This window comes from Pedobacter soli (assembly GCF_900101435.1).
Lineage (GTDB): Bacteria > Bacteroidota > Bacteroidia > Sphingobacteriales > Sphingobacteriaceae > Pedobacter > Pedobacter soli.
In genome coordinates, this window is sequence record NZ_FMZH01000016.1 from 50,498 (window position 1) to 68,346 (window position 17,849).

Annotated in this window: 12 protein-coding genes; 4 read left to right on the forward strand and 8 right to left on the reverse strand. The window is 41.7% G+C overall.

All coding sequences use genetic code 11. The features are described 5' to 3' along the window. Positions 1-10 precede the first annotated feature (10 nt). The 8 genes from BLR37_RS22840 to BLR37_RS22875 all read right to left on the reverse strand — a co-directional run bounded on the left by BLR37_RS22840 (position 11) and on the right by BLR37_RS22875 (position 14,141). On the reverse strand, positions 11-1,534 hold the full coding sequence (locus BLR37_RS22840) for a RagB/SusD family nutrient uptake outer membrane protein (protein ID WP_090772722.1): 1,524 nt from the start codon (positions 1,532-1,534) through the stop codon (positions 11-13). An 11-nt stretch (positions 1,535-1,545) separates the two neighbouring features. Continuing rightward, entirely contained in the window at positions 1,546-4,695 is a 3,150-nt protein-coding gene (locus BLR37_RS22845; protein WP_244154738.1) for a SusC/RagA family TonB-linked outer membrane protein, read from the reverse strand. A 21-nt stretch (positions 4,696-4,716) separates the two neighbouring features. Then, positions 4,717-5,805 carry a DUF5007 domain-containing protein gene (locus BLR37_RS22850; protein ID WP_090772758.1) on the reverse strand — a complete coding sequence of 363 codons (1,089 nt, stop codon included), beginning with the start codon at positions 5,803-5,805 and terminating at the stop codon, positions 4,717-4,719. 36 nt (positions 5,806-5,841) lie between these two features. Next, complete coding sequence (locus BLR37_RS22855; RefSeq protein ID WP_090772726.1) at positions 5,842-7,032, reverse strand: fasciclin domain-containing protein; 1,191 nt, start codon at positions 7,030-7,032, stop codon at positions 5,842-5,844. Between the two features lie 11 nt (positions 7,033-7,043). Beyond that, positions 7,044-8,558 carry a RagB/SusD family nutrient uptake outer membrane protein gene (locus BLR37_RS22860; protein WP_090772760.1) on the reverse strand — a complete coding sequence of 505 codons (1,515 nt, stop codon included), beginning with the start codon at positions 8,556-8,558 and terminating at the stop codon, positions 7,044-7,046. Between the two features lie 34 nt (positions 8,559-8,592). Continuing rightward, a complete protein-coding gene (locus BLR37_RS22865) occupies positions 8,593-11,526 on the reverse strand; it encodes a SusC/RagA family TonB-linked outer membrane protein (protein WP_090772762.1) in 2,934 nt (977 codons plus the stop codon). Positions 11,527-12,128: 602 nt separating this feature from the next. After that, positions 12,129-13,664 (reverse strand): SulP family inorganic anion transporter, encoded by a 1,536-nt coding sequence (locus tag BLR37_RS22870; protein ID WP_090772728.1) that lies wholly within the window; start codon positions 13,662-13,664, stop codon positions 12,129-12,131. Between the two features lie 63 nt (positions 13,665-13,727). Continuing rightward, entirely contained in the window at positions 13,728-14,141 is a 414-nt protein-coding gene (locus BLR37_RS22875; RefSeq protein WP_090772731.1) for a winged helix-turn-helix transcriptional regulator, read from the reverse strand. Between the two features lie 131 nt (positions 14,142-14,272). On the opposite strand from BLR37_RS22875, the gene BLR37_RS22880 reads away from it, so the two are divergent. From BLR37_RS22880 to BLR37_RS22895, 4 genes are all read left to right on the forward strand, one after another. Beyond that, positions 14,273-15,028, forward strand: coding sequence for an SDR family oxidoreductase (locus tag BLR37_RS22880; RefSeq protein ID WP_090772734.1), 756 nt, complete (start codon positions 14,273-14,275; stop codon positions 15,026-15,028). Positions 15,029-15,202: 174 nt separating this feature from the next. Further along, positions 15,203-15,730 (forward strand): DUF2975 domain-containing protein, encoded by a 528-nt coding sequence (locus BLR37_RS22885; protein ID WP_090772736.1) that lies wholly within the window; start codon positions 15,203-15,205, stop codon positions 15,728-15,730. 2 nt (positions 15,731-15,732) lie between these two features. Further along, positions 15,733-15,939, forward strand: a complete 207-nt coding sequence (locus BLR37_RS22890) for a helix-turn-helix domain-containing protein (RefSeq protein ID WP_039479388.1) — start codon at positions 15,733-15,735, stop codon at positions 15,937-15,939. Between the two features lie 132 nt (positions 15,940-16,071). After that, positions 16,072-17,802, forward strand: coding sequence for a DUF4091 domain-containing protein (locus BLR37_RS22895; protein ID WP_090772738.1), 1,731 nt, complete (start codon positions 16,072-16,074; stop codon positions 17,800-17,802). Positions 17,803-17,849: the final 47 nt, after the last annotated feature.

The window sequence follows — 17,849 nt, forward strand, 5'->3', positions numbered from 1 at the left end:
TTAAATCAAATTAATTACCGCCGTTAACCCAGTACTCATTCAGTACCATATACGGGTTGTTGTTTAAAGCACCTGAGTTTATTGGCCAGGTCCAGGCGCCACGGCTAAATTTATCGGCCGTTAATACGTTGTACGACCACTGGTTGCTTAAAATTCTTTTGGTACGTACGAGGTCGAAATAATGGTGACCTTCGCCAATCAGCTCTCTTGATCTTTCGTAAAAGATAAAATCTTTAAGGGCCGAGCCACCTCCACCGGTATATTTAGAAGCTTGTGCACGGTCTCTAACCATATTTAACAATTTGATAGATTCTGCATCTTCGCCCAAATCGGCCAATGCTTCGGCTGCCAGCAATATTTCGCCACCATACCTGAAAACCATAAAGGTGTTATCGGGGTTAGCATCTTCTTCGCCGGTAGAGAAGGAGTTTTGTGCAAACTTCAGCATCATGAATTTTCCGTTATCGGCAAAAATATCTTCGTTAAACCAGCTGGTAATCCGCTTGTCGCTACCATCCTGAAAAAGTTTCTGCATGTACTCTCCGCGGTAGTAAGCAAAACTTACACGGTGGGTGTACTCTGGCCTTTTGTATGGATAGTGTAGAAACATATCGGCAATCGGCGCAATATTTGCATTTGCATCGCCATAGTTAATACTGCGGTAAAACTCAAATAAGCTCTCATCAGAACGGCCTTTAATTACTGTTGCCCACTCATTAATCGGCAGCAACCTAAAGGCATTGCTCGCAATCAGTTCTTTACCTAAATCAGCTGTTTCCTGGTAATATTTCTGGGCATTGTTTGGATCGAAACCTGCATTCCACATGTTCATTTCCATCATCAATGCTACAATACTGCCTCTGCTGGCGCGTACACCTTTTAAAGAAGGGTCGGTGTAAGTCCAGGCGATGTTGTTTTTATGCGTCTTTAAATCAGCAATGCATTTATTCAATACCGAAACAAAATTTTCTCTCGGCTGCGCACCAGAATGAAAGGCATCGGTATAATACACCACGTTGCCATACAAACGTACCATGGTGAAATAGCTTAACGAGCGGATAAATGCTGCTTCGGCTTTGAAAGAATTTTTCTCAGTTTCTGATACGCCGGGAATGCCTTCATCCAATTTGGCAATTAAGATATTTGCTCCCTGAATGGCTTGATAATAGGCAGTCCAATCGGTAATGCGGCCAAAGTTATAGAAATCCCATGGCCTGCCACCTGAGATTAAAAACAAGAGGTTGTTTTTACCTAAAATCTCTACAAACTCGCGGGCTGGCGCTAAATCCGACTGACTTTCGTACAATACTTCTCCCGAACGATACTCGCCGGTGGCACCAACAAAGTGTGTTTCGTTGTACTTGCTAAAAACAATACGCGATAAATTGTAAATGTTAGCCACCACATCCTCTTTCGACTGGAAGAAATTGTTTCCGGTTAATTTATCGAGCGGCTGTACATCTAAAAACTTTTTACAGGAAGGCAAACAGAAGGCCGCCGCTATAATTATAGTATAAATGATAACTTTTTTCATAATAATATTGATTAATTGCCTGTATTAAGTTCTAAGTTTAAACCAAGGTTATAGGTACGCGGTACAGGGTAACCGTTTGAAATATCGCGCCCCAATGTAGTTACGTTCTCGGGGTTAGGACCACTGTATTTCGAAAAGGTAACCAGGTTATTGGTCGAAGCGTAAATACGCAATTGGTTAAGGCCGAACCTTCTAATCCACTTTTTATCGAACATATAAGAAAGGGTTACGTTACTCACTTTTAAATAACTTCCGCTTTCCTGCCAAAGGGTTTGGTCGGCACGCAGTGGCTGAATCTGATCGAAACGGGCATAATCATAAGGGTAAGGATATTTAGCTACGTCGCCTGGTGCTTTCCAGATATCCAGATCGTTTAAAGGCACTACTGAGGTTTGCGAGAAAGGGTTACGCATAATGGCAATCCTATCGGCCAGGGCATTGTTCAAAATGGTCCTGTCGGCAGTGTAAGTTGCGTACACGTTTAAACCCCAGTTTTTATACCTGATATTGGCCGATAAACCGCCTGTAACCAAAGGTTGTGAGTTACCGGTGATTTCGTAATCGCGGTTATCTAAAATATAATCGCCGTTTACATCTTTAATAATGGGATCGCCACCTAAGAAAAACTGGCCATTGCTCTGGTACCTTTTTCCGGTAACCGGATCAACAGGTACATCGGCATCGGTACGGTAAACGCCCTGGTTAATTCTTAAATAGTTAGACAGGGTGTTTCTACCCACACGGAAAACGTTGTGCTGTAAATACCCCGATCCATCGAACCTGATGTACTGGCCATTATATTCGGCCGGAAGTTTTAACAATACATCGCGGTTTAAGGCTCCGTTCACCGATACTGAAATATCAAGGTCTTTGCTTACTACCGGCCTGAAAGTTACCATTAACTCGCTACCGTAGTTGGCAATGCCCAAATCGTTACTGGCCAGCTTGTTGAAACCTGTAGTGTTTGATAAAAACCTATCGAACAAGAGGTTATCTACCTTTTTGTAATAGGTATCGAAGTTTAGTGATAGCCTGTCGTTAAACAAACCTAAATCGAAACCAAGGTTATATTGGGTAGTAGTAGTTGGTTTAAGGTTCGGGTTCGGAACCAAATCATAATTGATACCAATAGTAGGGTTGTTGTTAAAATTACCATTGAGGTTATAAATACCATAAATGCTTTGCAGGTTGCCGGTAGGTACAATGTTCTGTCCCCAGGTTAACCTTAAACTACCGTACGATAGCCATTTTAAATCGGTTAACCAGTTTTCTCTGTTAAAGTTCCACCTTAAACCTACTGATGGGTTTTTAGAATAAGGGTTTTCCAATCCGCTTGATGAAGTACCATCTAAACGGTATGAAAACTCAGCCACATATTTTTTATCGTAATCGTAAGAAAGCGATCCGGCAAAGGATGCAATGGTTGCATTTCTGTAATTGCTTAATACACCGCCACCTCTTGAGTTATAGGCATCGTAACCTGTTGGTCCCTGAAGCTGATCGTTAGGTAATCTTTCCTGACGGGTAATACCGGCCTGTGCACCTTGCTTATAAATCTCGTTAAAGGTATTTACGAAAATGTTGTGCTTTTCGCCAAAGGTTTTGGCATAAGTAATACCGTTACGGTTGTACAACTGAAAGTTTCTGCCCACGTAATCGTATAATTTGGCATACTGGCCATTGGCAGCAGCCGGAGTAAAGGTAGATTCGGTATCGGAAGTATAATCGTAACTTAAAGTAGAAGAGGCAGCCAAACCTGGTATAAACTCGTAACGTGCCTCTACGTTGGTACGTAAGTTCCGTGAGTTGTTATCGTTTAAGGTTTGTAAAGCCGATAATACCCCACCAGAAGCCTGGTAGAAAGATGGCGGAGGCAATAAGGTAGAAGCCTGCCCGTTGGCAGCAACACCCGATTGCAATAAACCAACACCATTACCTTTATTTTGCTTACCTACCGAACCATTAATGAAACCAAAGAACCTGAATTTCTCGTTTGGTTTAAACTCCATGTTCATGTTCAGGTTGTAACGGTCGTAGCCCGTGTTTTTAATTACCCCTTTTTCGGTATAGTAACCTACGTTGGCTTTATAATTAAAAGTAGGGTCGCCACCATCTAAAGCCAGGTTATGACTCTGGTTGTAGGTAGTTTGATAAAATACGTTCTGCCAGTCGGTAGAGTTGTTCCAGTAAGCATTTAAACTATCGGCCAGAAAAGGCGTGTTTGAAATGTTACGGATATCGTTTACGTTTTGTGCGTTAAGGATAATCTGCTGAATTTTTAATGAACGCTCCGAGTTTCCACCTAAAGTTTCGCGTAATTTTGGTGGTGTATTTACGAAAGCGTTGGTTACGTACCTGATGCGCGGCACTTTAGAGTTACCTCTTTTGGTGGTGATGATAATTACCCCGTAAGCACCACGCGATCCGTACATTGAAGTTGCCTGTGCATCTTTCAGGATCTGGATATTCTCGATATCTTCCTGCGGGATTAAGGAAAGCGGACTTACCCCCGGGCCCTGGCTCTGAAAACCAAACTCGGCAGCTTTATCAGCATCCAATGGCACACCATCAATAATGTACAGAGGCGATGTAGGTTGCAAAAACGATTCGTTACCGCTACCCGAAATACTTAAGCTCGAAAGACCACGCACCTGTACCGAACCCCTGAAACCAGGCGCTCCGGTATTGTTCTGGATGTTTAAACCCGGAACTTTACCTTGCAAAAGCTGCTCTACGTTTGATACCGGAATATCCTGAACCTCTTTAGCCTGAATTAAAGTGGCCGAACCAGTAGTGGTTTCTTTAGTTCTTTTTTGGTAAGCCACAATAATTACCTCATCAAGCGCCTTACGGTCTTCGCTAATGGTTACAGTAATATTAGTTGCACCGGTTATTTTGGTTTTTGTGGTATTAAAACCTAAAAATTTAAATACAAGCGTTCCGCCAACCGGTACATTTACCGTAAACTGGCCTTTGCCATTGGTTTGGGTTAAACCTTTGTTGGTTGCTTCTAAAATTACCGAAACTCCCGGTACCCCCTGTTTAGTTTCTTTATCCACAACAGTACCATTCACAATAATATTTTTTTCTTGCGAATAAGCACTTGTGCCTAACATTATGCATACGATGAGTAATGCATAAAAAAGTATATTTCTTCTCATAATATTAGCTTTAAATGTTGCCTACTCGCCGGCAAATTTTGGGTTATCAGTTTTAAAGTGAAATACAACTTCCCAGTCACCTGCCCTGTAAATGGCAAAATCGACACCGAAGTTGGCGATGGTACGCCCACCACCAAATGCAGCTCTGGAGTAGCTTAGCTCGGCTTTTGCCCTCGAACCGCCAGTGGCGTACGAGGTTGGTATTTCTACCAGCGGAATAGGATAAGCCACATCGTACTGCACATATTTATCGGTTTTCTGCATGTTAAAACCATGGATCATTTTATCCCACACGGTTTCGTTAAAAGCGGCAGGATTGATTTCTACCGAATCTTTATTTAAAGCTTTAATTCGCAGTGAGTGGCCATTACCGCCTGTAAAAGGCCGGATGTAAACCACCACATCTTTCAGGTCGTTATTGCTTACCAGGTTTTTATTGCTGTTGGCGCCAATCACATTGTTTAAATAAGGGCGGATATAATCCCTTAGTTTTTTATCGAGTGGAAATTTAGGATCCGGGGCAGGTAAGCCTGTGTATGCGTTAAAATCGTTCGATGGCTCGTAAGGGCGCTCTCTGAACGGCCTGATCTGGAAATCTTTAATTAACCGCTCGCCACCTGTATTTTTAACTTTTACATCGAAAAAACGGGTATCCTGCGAAAAATTAGTACTATCAATTGGCCTTGGGTTAATGAGCTGGTTGGTAGCCGATGCCCATAGAATGAACTGCCCCGATGAACGGATTTCTAACAACGAGTGCTCTTCCAATTTTCTTTTGGCTTCAATTTCGGCCAGGCTTTTTTCTAAACCAGTGTAAGGGGCTGTCCAAACGTAAGTAGGTACTTTTTGAAAAATATCGTTCACCGGCCTTCCATCGCCATACCTTGCATTTACAATTTCGAAAGTGATTGGGGCTGTTGAGTTATCGCCATTGAAACCACCAATCAAATTATTACGGCCAATAATCGGCTCGAGAATTTTATTGCTAAAATTTACATTGTTACTTAAGTAATCTTTTTCGTCAGGCAAATTGTATAGTTTTTTACATCCGCTAAAAACAACCAGCGCAAACGCTACAAAAAGATGTTCCTTTTTTAGGATTGACTTCATAAGTTTTTCTAATTTATTTTTTCCGTTCGCCATCATCTATTTCGTTTTATTAATTGTCCATTCGGCCAGCTGGAATACGCCACCGCTTCTTAACTCGGTAATATTTACGCGGTAGTATTGATAGGCCACGGTATTGGTACACCTGAATACTTTTTGCTGATACCTTTCTTCGAAGAAGAAGTTGCTAACACGGTGCAATTCGGTCCAGTTTACACCATCTTGCGAGCCTTCGTAAGTCCAGGCTTTCGGATCTCTTTCTACCGCATCGTTAGCTGATGTTAAGGTATAAACCGACGAAACTTCTGGTGTTTTAAGCTTAAACTGCATGGTTAAAAAGCCCTGCAAGTCGCATAAAAACTTGGTGTGGTCATCACCATCGATTACTTTTTTAGAGTTCTCGCCACTGGTTGGTCCACCACCATTTTCGCGGTTGGTAGAGAAAGTTCCACCCACAGTAACCATTAAGTTTGGCGGTGGCGGTACAAAGGTTAAACGGGTAACAAAACCATCGAAACCGAAAAGGTGATCGGGACTTATTACGTGTACAATTCCGTTTTTGGCACGGATGTTATTAGAAGCAGTTGTACTGGTAGACCAGTTTCTGATAAACTTGCTCTTTTTGGTATTGCTGAATTCGATTACTTCAGGTCCGGCACCTACCTGTCCCGATGCCGATCCTTTTACCGATTTGGCATGCATGGGGTAAGCAACCTTTACGCTGGTTAAATTTAATCCATCCTGTAGCTTTAACGAATCGGTTGGTTTTACTCCCCTGATGATGTAGTAAGAAATCATGGTATCTAACTGCACGCCATCAATATTGGATAAAAACAAAGGATCTTTATCCGATTGTTTTCTTAAGGTATTTAAGTTGCGCAAAGCCAGCTGAAAGCTTGGGTTGGTAACGGCAAACAAAGTCACATTACTATCGGTAAGTGTCTTTTTTAATCCCATACGGTCAACCGCTACAATAAGCGAATCGTAAACACCGGGTTTGCTTTTTAAATATTCGTATATATTTCCCGAAAACGGCGCAGATTCATCGGCAGCATCGTAATAGCCACCGTTCTTTTTACAAGCCGAATACACCAGGGTGAGCAATAACAGCATGGTTAGGGCTCCTGCATATTTTACAAATTTTTTCATCTGATTATATTTTAATGGTGATGAAGCCATCATACGCTTAAGCATTTCGTTTGCAGAGTGGAAAGCTGATGATGGTTTCATTTCTTTATTGTTTAGCGCCAGTAAGTGTTTTGTGTTAATAAATTATTCTGCAACAAAAGCTTACGTGATATTGGCCAGTAAATGCCTCCCGAATTGATCAGGCTCATAAATTTGGCATCGTTCTGCCTGATCTTATTGTAGCGGATCATATCGTACCATCGCTGTCCCTCGCCCATTAACTCGCGGTGCCTTTCCTCAAAAATCATTTTCAGGATATCAACCTTGGTCAGGTCTATCGACACTTCAGTTCCTGATGTTACCCTTCTGGTTATTACCTGCAGTAATTCGTTTTTAGCTCCTTCCTGATCGCCGAGCACCGATAGCGCCTCAGCACGCAAAAGCACAATATCTTCTAAGCGGGTAAAAATTAAGGCGCTGGTAAAGTACCTGAAGTTAGGGTCGGTACCACCACCCTGAATGACCTTTATTTTACTGAAAATGGGATACTTACCATTTAAATTGGTAAAATACCTGTCGAATTTCGATTGGCCCAAAGTATCAACAGCAAAACGTTCGTCTTTTGGCAGGTTGAAATATTTTAAAATCGAATCTTTCGGTAAATAGATATCCGGAATGGCTTTGGTAATAATCGGTTCGGCAAGCGTTAACTCTTCCAGGTGACCGGTTGTTGAACCATCAATGTGGCCATAATCAGAGTTAAAGCCAAACATTTGTCTGGTGTTTTTATTGTAGAAAAACCCGTTCGAATTGCTTAAATCGGTTACCGAAGTAAAACCACCTCCGCTTCTGCCATAATTGTCTTCTACAAATTTGGCATACTTGGCCACGCTCGAGTAATCGGCTGTCCAGGCTGCAACATGTGCTAAAACCGCATAGGCAGTAACTTTAGTGGCTAGTGCACCACCCCAACGGCTTCTGTCTTCATTGTAATAGTTACTTGGTTGCTGAATATCACCACCGCTATAAATGTATGGCATATCGGCAGCGGCCTTTAACATTTCGCTTTCTACCCATGCCAAAATCTTGGCCTGGCTTTCGCGAGGTTTGTTTTCAAATACGCCTTCGTTTGAAGAGATAATGAAAGGTACATCGCCCCAGATACGCACCATGTAGAAATAAGCAAAAGCTCTTAAAAATCTGGCCTGAGCCATATCTACCGTCATGTTGTTATCCGAATAACGTTTATCGGTAGCTTTTACATGAGCTACATTTTCCATAAAAACGTTAGCGCCGTTTATAATGGCATAAAACCTGGTCCAATCAGAAAGCGATTCTACCACAGGGTATGATGCATTTAAATTGTTGCTGATCACCGCTTTCAGGTCCTGGCGTTTCGGGCTTATAAATTCGGCTGTCCTTACGTCGCCGTAAATCCAGTGGCCATTGTTATCTGATAGCGCCGCACGGGTAAGCGCGTAAACGCCCATAATACCTGCCCTTGCATCTTCAACAGTATTCCACATGTTTTTCTCGCCCACAACCCGGGTCGAATCGGTTTCGAGGGCTTTAGTACAACCCGATAAAACCGCTACAGCCAGCAGAAATGCGTATAATATATTCTTCATCGTTGTTGATGTTTTGTTCGTATTGCTTTCCATATTATAATTCCATTTTAACACCCAGGGTATACGTTCTTGGTATAGGCTGACCGTAGCCGGTATCAATACCGTCGTAACTTACCAGTTCGGGGTCTTGCCCTGTATAAGGGGTAATTACAAATACATTATTAACCGATCCGTACACGAAAAACTTGCTGATTTTGATGTTCTTCTTTTTCAGTACAGTTCCTAAATCGTATCCCAGCGAAACTGATCTTAGTTTCAGGAATGAAGCATTTTCTAAAAACAAATCCTGATCGGTACGGTAAGGAATTACGGTACTCCATGGATTGTACAGCGGATATTTGCTGTAATCGCCTCTTTTCTCCCAGAAAGTAATTTCTTTCACCGACGATACATCGGTATTGCCTTCGCGGTTTACAAAATCAAAGCGGTTGGCCATATCCTGGTTAATCAGTTTGCGGCCCAGGTTGAAATAAAGATTAGTACCTAAGCTCCAGTTACCGTAAGTAAACGAGTTATCGAAACCACCCGATAAAACCGGTAGCGAATGACCTTTTAATACTTTATCTCTTTCATCAATAATGTTATCGCCATTCTGGTCTTTCCAGCGCGGATCGCCGGCCTTTAATGGCGTACCGTTATATTTTAAAGGCTGACCATTTACTACCGGCACCTGGTTGTTGGCGGTGTAAATGCCTTCGTTTTCCAGCAACCAATACTGATCTACCGGCTGACCAACTTTTAAGAATCTGTTGCCAATGATAATTTCATTTAAACCTCTTGGCAATGCGGTTAATTTATTGCTGTTGTGGTTCAGGTTAAGGGCCGAATTCCACGAGAATTTGCTGTTTGCAATTACCAAAGCGCTGATGGTTAAATCAACCCCGGTATTGCTCATATTCAGGCCACTTTCTATCGATTGCTTGTAACCGTACTCGGCGTAAGATGGAATGCCCAGTAACTGGTTTTTCTCTGCTTTGGTATAAAAATCGGCCGATACATGCAGGCGGTTTTTAAGCATCGCCACATCTACACCAATGTTTAACTGATCAGAGTACGACCATGGCACGTTATAACCTACCCAACCAAAAGAGTAAGGTCTGGTAAGCACACCAATAGCATTGTAGCCCGGTACCGTTAAGTTTCCGGTATAACCAACTGATGCAGTATATTGTGGCCCCTGTGCATAGTTATCGTAGGTAAAAGTTCTGCCCATTCTGCCTGCACTGGCACGTAATACCAGGTCATCAACCCCTTTGCTATCTTTTAACAAATCGTTTTTAATGTTCCAGGCTGCAGAAAGTACCGGCGAGTAAAACCAGCGTTTGGTAGGCTGCGCGTTAGATGAACCATCTAAACGTAAAGTACCCGAAACGAAATATTTATCGTTGTACGAATAATTTACCTTGCCATAAAACGAAAGCAGGTTATCTTCAGTTTTATCTAAAAACCTGTAGGTAAGCTCTCTCGGGAAGGCAACAGGCGTTAAATAACCACCGTTATCTGAGCCATCATCGTTTTTAGGTTTAGAATCAAGCAAATTAATTTTGATGTAATCGTTGGCACCTTTATAAGCATAAGCATTGTTATACTTATAAATATCCCAGATCATGGATTGGCCCAGCTCAAAATGGAAATCGTGTACGTTCTTCAGATTCAGATCGTACGTGGCCTTATTATCCATCATTAAACGCTGGTTAAAGCCATAATAGTTAGAAGCGTAGCTATTTCCCTGCAATAAGGTACGGGCGTAAAAAATATCGCGGTAGCCTTCGTTATAATCTACATTAAACGATGAGCTTATTTTAAATTTACCCAAAGTACCCACCAGCTTGGCAAAGCCCTGTATGCTATTGGTTTTGTTATCGTCAAAACCTTTGCTGTACTCGTTCAGATAGCTGCCATAGTAATCTTTATTCGGTGCAAGGGGTGCACTTAAATCAGGAAAATAGTTAATCTGTGCAAAACGGTCCCTTAAACTTCTGTTGCGGGTGCGGTTTAAACGGTTACCATTAATCATGGCCGAGAACAATAACCATTTAACTGGTTTCATGTTGATGTTAAACATGGCACTGTAACGGTCTAAACCTGTTCCGTCGGCTACCCCATCACTTTTGGTATTACCCAGCGAGAACCTGAAACTCGCCCGGTCTGAACCTCCTGTTAAGCCTAAATTAATACCATAAACCAACGCATTTTTATAGTATAAATCAGTCCAGTCTGATTTACCGCTGTATACATTATTTAACGAGTCGCTGAGGTAAACCGGATAAGCTTCATCGTCAGAATACCTGCCGTTTGTGGTATAGATATCGTAAAAGCGCTGTCTGAATTCATTTTCGTATTTACCGTTAATGGTATTAACAGTTGGCTTTTGCGCCATACCGATGTAAGAATTAAAGCTAATGCTGCGTGCAATGCCATCAGGTGTTTTAGATTTAAGTAAAATTACACCATTTACGCCCCTTGGCCCATAAATGGCTGTGCTGGCTAAGTCGCTTAATACCTCTACTGATGCGATATTGTTAATATCAATGGTGCTTAGCAAATTGGTAGCCGGACCAATCCTGTTGAAATCGTACTGCTGGATATCAAAAGCGAATGGATGCTCGCCAATAAGCGGAATCCCATCCAGCACAACCAAAGGCTGCGAGGCATATACATCCTTTTTAGATAAGAGCGGCATAGTTGCGCCCCTTAAAAACATGTTCTGTATGGTACCAGGTTCGCCTGATGGCTCCTGAACATACAGGCCAGCATAATTGCCCTTTAAATTTTGCTGTAAGGTAATGGCTGGGAAAAGAGATAAGTCTCTGGTGTTTTTCTGTACACCGCCAGATAACTTGTTGTAAAGTGTTTTTTGCTTAATCTGATTTAAGCTGTCTTTTCTCAATGAATCTTTTAAGGAAACGAACTTAATTTTCGTTGTATCCTGAAGAACAAAGTGTTTAATTGCTAAGCCTTTATGCATTTTATTAGCGCCAGCAGAAGCTGGTAAAACGTTTAACGTAAACGCTGCAAAAAAGCCAAGGCACGCCCATAAGTATCGCATAGTTAATGGATCTTTAATTGGTAAAAAAAATGATTTGCTAAAACTTAGTTTCTCGGAAACGGCAAGATGGGTCTCAGGTTACAAAGACTGGTAGTTTGGTAGTAAAGGTTAGTAATTCTCATATAATTAGTATTTGGTTAAATCAAATATATATAATACTAAAACGTTTTAATATCGAATTGTCATTTTTATGAAATTTTTATAAAATGACCTGATAATATTTAATTATTTTAAAATAATTGTCGAGTAGACAGATAAAAAATTAAATATTAATAAAATATGTTAATATTTTAACATCCTATAAAACAGCAATTAACGAAAAATCGAGGCTTTGGGTACAATAAAACAGACACTTTTTAGTTGCAAAATCCGGAACTAGTTAAACGTTTTAGCAAAAAGTGATATTTATATACTATTTCACATTAGTGTTAAGCTTCTGTAAAAGATTTGATAAAACATCGCGATTATGTTACCCATTGGGACAGGTAAAAACCGATAAATCATAATCGGGTTGGGTTTGATTATCTTTCGGTAGCTACCCGATAAGTCGGATCTTCGATAATATTGACCTGAATAATTTTATCGGCATTTCTTAGCAGCCTTTTACAGTCATCGCTCAGGTGCCTTAACTGTAATTTTTTATCGGCAGCCTGGTATTTTTCGGTTAGCTTATTTAAAGCATCTATACCCGACATATCGAAAACCCTGCTGTGCTTAAAATCAACTATTATATTTTCAGGATCGTGAGCCACATCAAATAAAGCATTGAAATTGGCTACTGAACCAAAAAACAAGGGCCCAAACAGTTCGTAGTGCTTTGCTCCCGTGTTATCTACATATTGGTTTGCCCTAATGCGCTTAGAACTTTCCCATGCAAACACCAGTGCCGAAATAATTACCCCCACCAATACCGCCAAGGCCAGGTTATGCAGCCAAATGGTAATTACTGCTACCAAAATACCGATTACAATATCCTGTTTAGGCATTTTGTTAATTACCTTAAAGCTCATCCACTCAAAGGTACCAATAGCCACCATCATCATTACCCCTACCAGCGCAGCCATAGGCACGCGGTCAATCACGGGGGCGCCAATTAAAATAATCAGCAAAATGGTTAGGGCTGCTACAATACCCGATAAACGGGCCCTTGCCCCTGCCGAAAGGTTAACCAGGGTTTGAGCAATCATCGGGCAACCGCCCATGCCCGTAAAAAAACCATTTAAAATATTGGCCACGCCTTGTGCTATGCTTTCGCGATTTCGATTGCCTTTAGTGGCTGTAATTTCATCAACCAGGTTTAGTGTAAGTAAGCCCTCGGTTAAGCCCACGCCCGCCATAATCAGTGAGTAAGGGAAAATGATTTTAAGCATCTCAAGGTTCAGGGGTATCTTAGGGATATGAAAAGGAGGAAAACCACCTGCTACAGAAGCAATATCGCTAACCAGTTTGGTTGGAATGCCGAAACCCAATACAAGAATAAAAACGGTAATAATGGCCACGAGCGATGCCGGTACAGCTTTGGTTACTTTAGGCAGGAAGATTACAATGGCAACTGTTAACAATACCAAACCCAGCATGGTATATAAAGGGGTGCCGCTTAACCATACTTCAGTACCGTTAACCATGGTTTTAAACTGCTGCAGCTGCGACATAAAAATAATTACAGCCAAACCATTTACAAAACCGAACATTACCGGTTGCGGTACAAGCCTTACAAATTTGCCCAGCCTGAACAAGCCAACTAAAATCTGAATAACGCCTGCCAGGGCTACTGCAGCAAAAACATATTCAATGCCCTGCGTTTTCATTAAAGCAATGAGCACAATTACAGTTGCCCCTGCCCCACCAGAAACCAAACCAGGCCTGCCACCCAATATGGCTGTAACCAGGCCCATTATAAAGGCCGCATATAAACCTGTTAAGGGAGGAAAGCCCGCCAGTATGGCAAACGACAATGATTCGGGAATCATGGTCATGGCTACGGTTAAACCCGCAAGAATTTCGGTACGGTAGTTAATTTTTTTTGAAAAGTCGAAAAGCTGCAGGTAGGGTTTCATAAAGGAATAAAGGATAAGCAGCTGCAAATATCTGATTTTCCTCCAAATTAAGCCACAATGTGCTTATGGGTTGTGGATAAGTTGATCCGGTTGCGCTTCCTCATTAAGCACATAACAGCTCTTATCGTGATCGGCATTGCCTGATATGGGGTTAATGCGGTGCTGAAAATTACTGCCCCATATTTCTAAAGCTTTAAAAACGTCGCTCAGTTTTTCGCCCGATTGGGTAAAAGCATATTCTACCCTGGGCGGTACCACCGGATAAATGGTACGTGCAATTACCTGGTCTTCTTCCAGTTCGCGCAGTTGCTGGGTGAGCATTTTTTCAGTAATGCCTTTAACGCTCCGGTGAAGCTCGCCGTAACGCTTTGGCCCGGTTAGCAAACGGTTTAAAATGGTGAGTTTCCACTTCCCGCCAATTACATTCAGGGCGGCTTCCATCGAACAGGTATAATAGGCTTGTCTTTTCTTTGTCATATAAATTTTGCTACAGGTATTTTAAAGAAAGCGGGGGCATTTCTTACAAAAAAGTACGTACCGAACCAAAAAGTACCTACTTGATGGCTATGGCAATTTACCGTCTCTTTGAGCTATTAAAACATAAAGATATGAAAAAATTAGCAGGTAAAACCGCCATCATTACAGGAGGAAACAGCGGTATAGGTTTCGCAACAGCCAAAGACTTTTTAGCCCAGGGTGCCAAAGTGATCATCACCGGACGTAACGAACAATCAGTAAATACAGCATTGGCTCAACTTGGTGAAAATGCTTTCGGCATCATTTCAGATAGCGGGCAAATGGAGCAAGTAAGCAAACTGGCCGAACAGGTAAAAGCGATTAGCCCAACAATCGATATTGTGGTGATCAATGCCGGAGTAGGTAAATTTGATGCCCTGGCCAGCATGAGCGAAGATACCTTTGACGAAATCATGAACATCAATTTTAAAGGTGCCTATTTCAGTTTGCAACAATTGTTGCCTTTAATTAACGACGGTGGTTCTATTGTATTAAACACTTCGATAAACGCACACATAGGTATGGCCGGGGCAACCGTATATGCTGCGAGTAAAGCGGCTTTATTAACATTGGCTAAAAATTTATCGGCCGAATTAACCCACCGCAGAATCAGGGTAAATGCGGTAAGCCCTGGCCCGGTGGTTACGCCATTACACAGCTCTGATAAACTCGGCCTTTCGTCAGAAGATTTAAAAAATATGGGCGATAGCCTGACCCAGAAAATTCCGGTAGGCAGATTTGGCGAAGCCGACGAAATTGCCAAAACCATTACTTTCCTCGCTTCAGATGACTCTACCTTTATTTTGGGCGCAGAGCTGATTGCCGATGGCGGGATGTATAACCTATAAAATAAAAGATTGAATTTTGAATACCTGAGTGATAAAATAACAAAACTCACTATAAAAGCCATGTAAGCCTGATCGCGCCTACATGGCTTTTGTGTTTAATAATATTTTGCATTATTTATTGTTTATCAATAAAATATTATTGATATTTGATAGTATCAATCAGAAATATCAATAATGATGAAAACAACAACCGAAAAGATCCTCAATATTATGCTGGTTTTAACCTGGATTGCCTTCATTGGCCTCATGGTAGAAGCCGGCATTATCCTGGTTTCTTATGTGATCACCTGCATTAAGCCCGAAATCACTAAAAACCTTTATTTAGGGGCAGAGTTGAGCAAACTCATGCAACTGGGTTTCTGGAACTACAGCATTAAAGTGTATTTTATGTTTTCTCTGCTGGGTATGAAAGCTTTTATTGCTTTTCTGGTGATAAAAACCCTCTCAAAGGTTAACTTAGCCAATCCATTTACAGCAAATGTATCGCAACGCATTGCTTTAATTGGTTATGTGCTGCTCGCCACCTGGTTTGTTTCGCTGTTAAATCATATCCATGCCAATTGGTTATTGAAACAAATGGGCCAACCGGAGGTTGATTATGCCGCTGTAGAATTTTTATTTATTGCCGGACTGGTATTTATTATTTCGCAGATATTTAAACGCGGAGTAGAATTACAGGCCGAAAACGAACTGACTGTATAATTATGCCGATTACCGTAAACTTAGATGTGATGATGGCCAAACGAAAAATGTCGTTGAATGAACTTTCGGGCAAGGTTGATTTAACCCTGGCCAACCTGTCTATCCTTAAAACCGGGAAAGCAAAAGCTATCCGGTTTAGCACATTAGAGGCTATTTGCAAAGCATTGGATTGCCAACCCGGCGATTTACTGGAATATACCAGTGAATAATTATCTTTAATTGGTCCCCACGCCTTCTACCTCCCCACCTTCCAACCTGCATCATATTTGTTACATTCACTCAAACGATTGCGCTAAAAAAGCTTTTTATTCTATGATTTACAATTTGTTAACTTGTAGATTATGAAGTTTTCACTATTTATCTTAACCTTGTTAACCGCTGCAACGGTTAATGCTCAGGACGCCAGTCTGGCCCTCCAGAAAGTACCCAAATTAAGTACCGAAGCAACTGCTGCCCAATGGGCAAATGTGCCTGCCGGATTAAACCTAAGCTTTGCCAGCAGTAACCAGCGCTTTGCGCGCGAAGTACCACCCGCGCTAAACAACAGCAAAAGCTGGAATTTTAATGGCTGGAAAGGCGAAAGCCTGAATACGCAATTCCTGATCTGGACAAAAGGAACTGCAACGGTAAGTTTAAATATAACCGATTTAAAAAGCGCTGATGGTAATACCATTAAAAAAGAAAACCTATCAACCGGTTTTATTCAATATGTTATAACCGATGAGTTTAAAAACGGTTGCGGCTACCGCAAATCAAAAGATTTTGATTCATCGTATGTTGCCGACCTCATCGACACCAAAACCAAAGCTATTACCTTAACACCGAACAGCACCCAACCCGTTTGGCTTACGGTAAAAGTTCCACAAGGGGCAAAAGCAGGCACTTATAAAGGCAGTGTAAGTATTAATGGCGATAAAACCAGCAGCCTCGAAATTTCGGTGCGTGTGGTGGATAGAACTTTACCTGCCCCTGCCCAATGGGCATACGATTTAGACCTGTGGCAACACCCTGCGGCAATTGCCCGGGTACACCAGGTAAAATTATGGAGCGATGCGCATTTCGCCTTGATGAAAGATTACTACCAAATGCTCGCCAATGCCGGACAAAAAACCATTACCACAAGCATTGTAAACGAACCCTGGGGTCACCAAACTTACGATGACTATCCTAGCCTGATTAAATGGACTAAGAAAAAAGACGGCACCTGGAGCTACGATTATAGCCTGTTTGATAAATATGTGGCCTTTGTTATGAGCTGCGGCATTAACCAGCGCATTAACTGTTACAGTATGGTACCCTGGAAAATTGCATTCACTTATTTCGACGAAAGCACCAACAAGGAAGCTGTTTTTACAGAAGCTATAGGCACCCCCGGCTACAACGTTTTTTGGAGCACCATGCTTAAAGATTTTACCCGCCACCTAAAACAAAAGAACTGGTTTGGCAAAACCTACATTGCTATGGATGAAAGACCTATGCCAGCCATGAAAAGCGTAATCAGTTTGTTAAAATCGATTGATAGCGAATGGAAAATCGCATTGGCTGGCGAGTATCATCAGGAAATTGAGAAAGATATTTTTAACTATTGTATTGCCTCTGAATGGCAATATCCTGCCGAAGTACTGAAAGACCGTCACGCAACAGGCAAAATAAGTACCTGGTACACCTGCTGCACCGAACCTTACCCTAATGCCTTTAGTTTTTCGTCGCCGGCAGAGTCGGTTTGGATGGGCTGGTATACAGCAAACAAAAACATGGATGGTTATCTGCGCTGGGCCTACAACAGCTGGACCAAAAGCCCCTTAACCGATACCCGCTTTACCGCATGGCCTGCAGGCGATACCTACCTGGTTTATCCTGGTCCGTTTAGCTCGGTACGTTTCGAAAAAATGATTGAAGGCGCACAGGATTTCGAAAAAATAAAACTATTGAGAAAAGAATATGCTGCTAAAAACCAAAGCGAGAAATTGCAGCAGCTGGAAAATGCTTTAAAACAGTTCGAAATCAGCAACCTGCCTAAAACAACGGCAGCCGAAACCTTATCGAAAACCAAAGAAATTTTGAATAACTAAAGCATTACTTTCTTTGCCACAGATAAGCACGGGTTTCTTAAGAGATC

Coding starts and splice junctions, on each gene's coding strand:
- BLR37_RS22840 (WP_090772722.1), bottom strand. CDS start 1,534: ATGAAAAAAGTTATCATTTATACTATAATTATAGCGGCGGCCTTCTGT.
- BLR37_RS22845 (WP_244154738.1), bottom strand. CDS start 4,695: ATGAGAAGAAATATACTTTTTTATGCATTACTCATCGTATGCATAATG.
- BLR37_RS22850 (WP_090772758.1), bottom strand. CDS start 5,805: ATGAAGTCAATCCTAAAAAAGGAACATCTTTTTGTAGCGTTTGCGCTG.
- BLR37_RS22855 (WP_090772726.1), bottom strand. CDS start 7,032: ATGAAACCATCATCAGCTTTCCACTCTGCAAACGAAATGCTTAAGCGT.
- BLR37_RS22860 (WP_090772760.1), bottom strand. CDS start 8,558: ATGAAGAATATATTATACGCATTTCTGCTGGCTGTAGCGGTTTTATCG.
- BLR37_RS22865 (WP_090772762.1), bottom strand. CDS start 11,526: ATGCATAAAGGCTTAGCAATTAAACACTTTGTTCTTCAGGATACAACG.
- BLR37_RS22870 (WP_090772728.1), bottom strand. CDS start 13,664: ATGAAACCCTACCTGCAGCTTTTCGACTTTTCAAAAAAAATTAACTAC.
- BLR37_RS22875 (WP_090772731.1), bottom strand. CDS start 14,141: ATGACAAAGAAAAGACAAGCCTATTATACCTGTTCGATGGAAGCCGCC.
- BLR37_RS22880 (WP_090772734.1), top strand. CDS start 14,273: ATGAAAAAATTAGCAGGTAAAACCGCCATCATTACAGGAGGAAACAGC.
- BLR37_RS22885 (WP_090772736.1), top strand. CDS start 15,203: ATGATGAAAACAACAACCGAAAAGATCCTCAATATTATGCTGGTTTTA.
- BLR37_RS22890 (WP_039479388.1), top strand. CDS start 15,733: ATGCCGATTACCGTAAACTTAGATGTGATGATGGCCAAACGAAAAATG.
- BLR37_RS22895 (WP_090772738.1), top strand. CDS start 16,072: ATGAAGTTTTCACTATTTATCTTAACCTTGTTAACCGCTGCAACGGTT.